This window comes from Flavobacterium sp. FPG59, assembly GCF_002150205.1.
GTDB lineage: Bacteria > Bacteroidota > Bacteroidia > Flavobacteriales > Flavobacteriaceae > Flavobacterium.
Genome location: NZ_MTCA01000158.1, coordinates 1 through 7,254, shown reverse-complemented (window position 1 = coordinate 7,254; position 7,254 = coordinate 1). Strand labels below are relative to the sequence as shown.

At 34.3% G+C, this 7,254-nt stretch carries 4 protein-coding genes and 1 pseudogene; all 5 read left to right on the top strand.

Annotated elements, in window-relative coordinates:
- Window positions 1-283 precede the first annotated feature (283 nt).
- Complete coding sequence (locus tag FPG59_RS12170) at window positions 284-3,082, top strand: DEAD/DEAH box helicase family protein (RefSeq protein WP_086454864.1); 2,799 nt, start codon at window positions 284-286, stop codon at window positions 3,080-3,082.
- Window positions 3,083-3,110: 28 nt separating this feature from the next.
- Window positions 3,111-3,926, top strand: a complete 816-nt coding sequence (locus FPG59_RS12165; RefSeq protein ID WP_086454863.1) for a KilA-N domain-containing protein — start codon at window positions 3,111-3,113, stop codon at window positions 3,924-3,926.
- Window positions 3,927-3,930: 4 nt separating this feature from the next.
- Complete coding sequence (locus FPG59_RS12160; RefSeq protein WP_086454865.1) at window positions 3,931-5,499, top strand: type I restriction-modification system subunit M; 1,569 nt, start codon at window positions 3,931-3,933, stop codon at window positions 5,497-5,499.
- Window positions 5,499-6,671: a restriction endonuclease subunit S gene (locus tag FPG59_RS12155; protein ID WP_086454862.1), complete on the top strand. Its 1,173-nt coding sequence runs from the start codon at window positions 5,499-5,501 to the stop codon at window positions 6,669-6,671. Before FPG59_RS12160 ends, FPG59_RS12155 begins: the two co-directional genes overlap by 1 nt.
- A gap of 54 nt (window positions 6,672-6,725) precedes the next feature.
- A pseudogene (locus FPG59_RS12150) lies at window positions 6,726-7,254 on the top strand (ATP-binding cassette domain-containing protein); the annotation flags it as partial.

The window sequence follows — 7,254 nt, the reverse complement described above, 5'->3', positions numbered from 1 at the left end:
GATTAATTCTCCTTTTTAATAATCAAAAAACTGAATTTCATATTGTTATGATTTGGTTTTAGTTTTTTTGAAATGAAAAGTTTTGACTTAATATCACTAAAAGTGGGTATGGTAATACTCTAGAAAAAGTAGTTTATTTACAAATGGAACCAAAACGAGTCAAAGGATAAGAAATTCATGCCAAAAAACATTCGTTTTACGGTTTTCTACATTCTTTTTAATTAAATATTCGATACTTTAGCGTCCTACTACTAGTAACTTTTGAATAATCAAAAATCGCTTTTTGAAAAACGAAAAACATACCCGAAAAGAAATCATTGATAAACGACTGCAAGCAGCAGGCTGGAATATCTCCGATACAACTCAAGTACTTGAGGAGTTCGATATTATTGTGCCATTAGCTGAAGGAGTAAATGAGCCCCGCAGTAAATATGAGGGACATCAGTTTAGCGATTATGTTTTATTGGGTAAAGATGGTAAACCACTTGCTGTAGTTGAAGCAAAAAAATCTTTGGTTGATGCAAATATTGGAAAAGAACAAGCCAAACAATACTGCCAGAACATTCAAAATGAAAAAGGAGGCGAATTGCCTTTTTGTTTTTTTACTAATGGACATGATATTTTCTTTTGGGATTTAGGAAACTATCCTCCTAAGAAAGTGCATGGTTTCCCAACTCGTGATGATTTAGAACGATACCAATACATTCGTAAAGCTAGAAAAACATTGGCAAGCGAATTAATCAATACATCGATTGCTGGACGAGATTACCAAATTGCTTCAATACGTGCGGTGATGGAAGCCATAGAAAAACGCAAACGTAAGTTTTTACTAGTAATGGCAACTGGAACGGGTAAAACCAGAACTTGTATTGCCTTAGTAGATGCCTTAATGCGCGCAGGTTGGGCAGAACGTGTGTTGTTTTTGGTTGATAGAATTGCTTTGCGTGACCAAACTTTAGAAGCTTTTAAAGAACATTTACCAAACGAACCAAGATGGCCAAAAATTGGTGAAAAGTCTATTGCAAAAGACAGAAGGATTTATGTTTCGACTTATCCAACCATGCTGAATGTAATTCGTGACGAAGAAAATTCGTTAAGCCCTCATTTCTTTGATTTGATTGTAGTGGATGAAAGTCACCGAAGCATTTACAATACCTATGGTGAAATTTTAGATTATTTCAACACCATAACATTGGGGTTAACAGCAACTCCAACAGATGTTATAGATCACAATACTTTTAAACTCTTTGAGTGTGAAGAAGGCGTTCCTACTTTTGCTTATTCTTATGAAGAAGCTGTAAACAATATTCCACCTTACTTGAGTAATTTTCAAGTGATGAAAATTAAAACCAAATTTCAAGAAGAAGGAATTAGCAAAAGAACTATTTCTTTAGAAGACCAGAAAAACTTGATTTTAGAAGGAAAAGAAGTAGCCGAAATCAACTATGAAGGAACAGACATTGAGAAATCGGTAACTAACAAAGGGACAAATGCTTTGATTATTAGGGAATTTATGGAGGAATGCATAAAAGACCCTAACGGCGTTTTACCAGGCAAAACCATTTTCTTTTGTACGACCATAAAGCACGCTCGAAGAATGGAAGAATTATTCGATGCTTTTTATCCAGAATACCATGGGGAACTTGCTAAAGTTTTGGTAAGTGATGATCCACGTGTGTATGGTAAAAGCGGATTACTCAGCCAGTTCACCAATAATGATATGCCTCGCGTTGCCATAAGTGTTGGAATGCTAGACACTGGCATTGATGTTCGGGAATTAGTGAATTTAGTTTTTGCTAAACCTGTTTATTCCTATACTCGTTTTTGGCAAATGATAGGGCGTGGTACACGTTTGTTAGAACCTACAAAAATGAAACCTTGGTGTACGCAAAAAGATAATTTCTTGATTTTGGATTGTTGGGATAATTTCGAATATTTCAAAATTAATCCTCGTGGTAAAGAAATTAGTTCTTCAATCCCGCTACCAGTTCGTTTGTTTGGTATTCGTTTGGATAAAATTGAAAAAGCGCAGGAATTGCAAAACACTTCCATTGTAATTAATGAAGTTGCAAAATTGAGGAAACAAATTGCTTCTTTACCTAAAAACTCCATTGTAATTCTCGATGCACAATCAGAATTGCAACGTCTGGAAGAAGATAATTTTTGGAATCTGCTAACTTCTGACAAACTTGATTTTCTGCGATTAGTAGTCAAACCATTGATGCGAACCATTTCTGATGTAGACTTTAAATCCATGCGTTTTGAAAAAGACATCCTCGAAGTTTCATTAGCACATTTATGTGAAGAAAAAGAAAAATTTGAAGCTTTAAAAGAAAGCATCATTGAAGAAATAAGTGAATTACCGCTCACAGTAAGTAGCATTACTAAGGAAGGTGAACTTGTGAGAAAAGCCCAAACCAACAATTATTGGGCAACCATTACGGAAGAGCGATTTGATGAATTGATAATAAAAATTGCACCTCTCATGAAATTTAGAGAGGCGGTTATGCCTTTGGGAACAGCCAAATACAATTTCAAAGATGAAGTGTATGCCAAAGAATATGTAGAGTTTGGTCCGCAACACGAAGCTTTAAGTATTGCAAAATACCGAGAGTTGGTAGAACAAACCGTAAATCAATTGGTTTCAGAAAATTCAATCTTGCAAAAGCTAAAACAAGGTCAAGAAATCACAACTGATGAAGCCGCTTCTCTTGCTGAAGTCTTGCATGACGAACACCCTCATATAACTGTTGATTTATTGCGTAGAGTGTATTCACACAGGAAAGCGCAATTGGTGCAATTCATTAAACATATTTTAGGAATTCAAATATTAGAATCGTTTCCAGAAACGGTTTCTAATGCTTTTGCCGAATATGTAAAGGCACATTCGTACCTTACTGCAAGACAATTGCAGTTTTTAGACTTGCTTAAAAAATTCATCATAGAAAAAGGAGAACTCAACAAACGAAATTTGATAGAATCCCCTTTTACCATGTTGCATCCCGAAGGCATTCGTGGTGTATTTAAACCCAGCGAAATAGAAGAAATTATAAACCTTACGAATAAATTATTAGCGGCCTAAAAAAGGTACTTAATTTATATAATAGAAAATGGCGAAAAGTAAAACAATCAATGTAAAAGGAGCTTCAATAACTATTTTACAAAATGAAACTAGTGAATTTATATCGCTTACTGATATGCTTAAAGCCAAAGATGGTGACTTTTTTATTTCAGATTGGTTAAGAAACAGAAATACTATTGAATATTTAGGAATTTGGGAAAGTGTTTATAATCCAGATTTTAATTATGGCGAATTCGCCATAATTAAAAGTCAAGCCGGTTTGAATAGCTATAAGTTGAGTGTAAAAGATTGGGTAGCAAAAACAAATGCCATTGGACTTAAAGCCACCACAGGAAGATACGGAGGTACCTATGCACATTCTGACATAGCATTTGAATTTGGAATGTGGATTAGTCCCGAATTTAAAATTTATTTAATAAAAGAATTTCAACGCCTAAAAGACGTTGAAAATGATAGACTCCAACTAAACTGGAATCTCCAACGCACTCTAGCCAAAGTAAATTATCGAATTCACACCGATGCTATCAAAGAAATTCTAGTACCAAAAGAACTGTCTAAACAACAAATAAATGGTCTTTATGCCTCTGAAGCCGATTTGCTTAATGTGGCCTTGTTTGGGATCACCGCAAAAGAATGGCGCGACACAAACCAAGATGCAGACGGAAACATTAGAGATCAAGCTACTATTGAGCAACTTGTCGTACTTTCTAATATGGAAAGTATAAATGCCGTTTTAATCCATCAAGGATTGGAACAAAAAGAGCGACTAATTCAATTAAACAAAATGGCGATTTCTCAAATGAATTCGCTTCTTGGGAATAAAAACATACAAAAACTTAAATAATACCATGTTACAAAACAATTCCGCATTAAAATCTCTTATTGACCGACTTTGGAACAACTTCTGGAGTGGTGGTATCAGCAACCCGCTTACTGCCATCGAACAAATTACCTATTTGCTTTTTATGAAACAAATGGACGATCTAGAAGCCAAACGCGAACGCGATGCCGAATTTACCGAAGAAGCCTACACTTCCAAATTTGTGGGCTTGTATAAAGTCACTGGTAGTAACGAGGAAGTAGACAAACAAGATTTGCGTTGGAAAAACTTCAAGCGTATGCCTGCCGAGGCAATGTTGCTACACGTACAAACCAAAGTGTTTCCTTTTTTAAAAGCTTTTGAAGGCGGTTCTAAGTTTACCCACGCCATGGCCAATGCTGTTTTTATTATGCCAAAGCCTTCCTTATTGGTAGAAGCTATTAAAATCATTGAAGAGATTTTTGTCGAAATAGAAAAAGATGCGGTTGATGGCGGTCATGCTTTTCAGGACATACAAGGTGATGTGTATGAAATGCTGTTGGGCGCCATTGCCAGTGCGGGTAAAAACGGACAGTTTAGAACCCCACGCCATATTATTAAACTAATGAATGATTTGGTGCAACCCCAATTAGGACAACGCATTGCGGATCCGGCTTGCGGTACCGCAGGTTTCCTTTTGGGTGCTTACCAATACATCCTGACCGATTTGGTTAAAAAAGAAAATAGTGAAGCGATAGCTCCAGACGAAGATGGTTTTATGCGTGCTACCGTTTCAGCAACCTTAAATGAAAATTTAAAACATATTGTTGAAGAATCTCTGTTTGGTTATGATATTGATACTACAATGGTGCGTTTGGGATTGATGAACTTGATGATGCACGGTATTGATCAGCCCAATATTGACTACAAAGATACCTTGAGTAAATCGTATAATGAAGATGCACAATTTGACATTATCCTTGCCAACCCGCCTTTTACAGGGAATATTGACAAAGGTGACATTAACGAAAGTTTAAAACTAGGTACTACCAAAACCGAATTACTTTTTATAGAACGCATTTACACCATGCTAAAAATGGGAGGAACTGCGGCTATAGTGATACCGCAAGGTGTGTTGTTTGGTAGTGGAAAAGCCTTTGTAGAATGCCGTAAAATTATGGTGGAAAAAAGCGAGTTAAAAGCCGTAATAACCATGCCAAGCGGTGTTTTTAAGCCTTATGCAGGAGTTAGTACAGCTATTTTATTATTTACCAAAGGAAGCGAAACCGAAAATGTATGGTTTTACGAAATGCAAAACGACGGTTACACGCTAGACGACAAACGCAACAAAATTGACAAAAGCGATTTGCAAGATATTATTACGCAATACCACAAGAGACCTACAAAAGCAAGTACAGAAGCCGAAAGAGAAGGCTTTTTCTTTGCTATACACAAAAAAGAAATTGTGGAAAATGGCTATGATTTAAGTTTGAGTAAATACAAAAAAGAAGTATACGAAGAAGTAAGCTATGAAAACCCAAAAGTTATTTTTGAAAAGTTGGAAAGTATTGAAGCTACTATTTTGAAAGGGATTAGTGAACTTAAAGAATTAGTGTAATGAGTTTTAAAATAGTCAAACTTTTAGATATTTCCAAACCAAAACAATGGAAAAACTTGCCATCTTCGGAATTAACCGAGGAAGGTTATTTTGTTTATGGAGCGAATGGTATAATTGGAAAATATGCTGAATACAATCATGAATATCCAACACTTGCAATTACATGCCGTGGAGCAACTTGTGGAAGTCTTCATATAACAAGACCAAAATCATATATAAATTCAAATGCTATGGCATTGGATGATTTGAGTGATAATGTTAATATAAAATATTTGTATTACGCTTTATTTAATAGAGGCTTTAAAGATGTCATTACAGGCTCTGCCCAGCCACAAATCACAAGAGAAGGATTAAGTAAAATTAAAATATCACTTCCATCTTTACAAGATCAAATTCGTATTGCAGAAATACTTACTCAATCAGAAAACTTAATCACACAACGTAAAGAAAGTATTTTGCTATTGGATGAATTGTTGAAGAGTACTTTTTTGGAGATGTTTGGGGCTCCCTCACATAACCAAAAGAAATTTCCAAAAGGAACTATTCGAGATGTGGTTTCCGAAGTAAAATATGGAACAAGTAAGCCAGCAGAAGAAAGTGGAAGCTATCCCTATTTAAGGATGAATAATATTACTTCTAATGGTTACATGGATTTTTCCAATTTGAAATATATCAATTTAGAAAAAAATGAAGAAAATAAATATTTAGTTAAAAAAGGAGATTTGTTATTTAATAGAACTAATTCAAAAGAATTGGTTGGTAAAACTGGTATTTATAACGAAAATAATCAAATGGCTATAGCAGGTTATTTAATTCGGATTAGAACAAACGAAAAAGCTAATCCTTGGTTTCTTTGGGGATATTTAAATTCTTTACATGGTAAAAAAACACTTTTTAGTATGTGCAAAAGTATTGTTGGTATGGCAAATATAAATGCTCAAGAGTTACAAGAAATTAAAATAACTATTCCACCAATAGAACTACAAAACCAATTTGCTGCTATAGTAGAAAAAGTTGAGGAATTAAAAAAAGAATATGAAGCTAGTTTGAGAGAGTTAGAGAATATGTATGGGGTTTTGAGTCAAAAGGCATTTAAGGGGGAATTGAAGGTAAAAGAATACACCAATAATGAGGTGTTAGGAATGGTGGCGGAGACAAACTCAGAATATTAATATAAAATAGTGTGCTTTTGTTTAATACCACTCTATGAAAAAATATAGATTACTATGGAATTATTATATTTAAGAATTTTTGACACAAACACAAAGCATATTCTTTCATTCACCAATCGAGATATAAACTTCAAACCAGAACATAATTTTTACTATGATGAAAAAGATGGTGAAATAAAATATACGAGTAATGGCTCCTATAATGAAAATTTATATGGCGAAAACACAAGAGTAACTGGATTAATTGGAGGCAATGGAGTTGGGAAAAGTACTCTACTCAAATTTTTACAATATTTAATCGCAAAGTTAGAAGGATTGGAATCAAATCATTCTTACCTATTTGACACATGGGATTGGCTAGCTATCATAAATAAAGAATGTCTCTATATTGCTCAAGGAACAACCTATGAAGAATTAGATTACGAAAAAGAATATAGGGGTAAAAGTTCTGATTTTATTTTAAGTTCTATTTCATTCGAAAATTGTTTAGTTAAGCCCAATTACTCATTTTCTAGTTCATTATTATATTCTCCTCATTTTGATTTACAAGAACCAAATTTTGATAGACCTGAATATATTGATG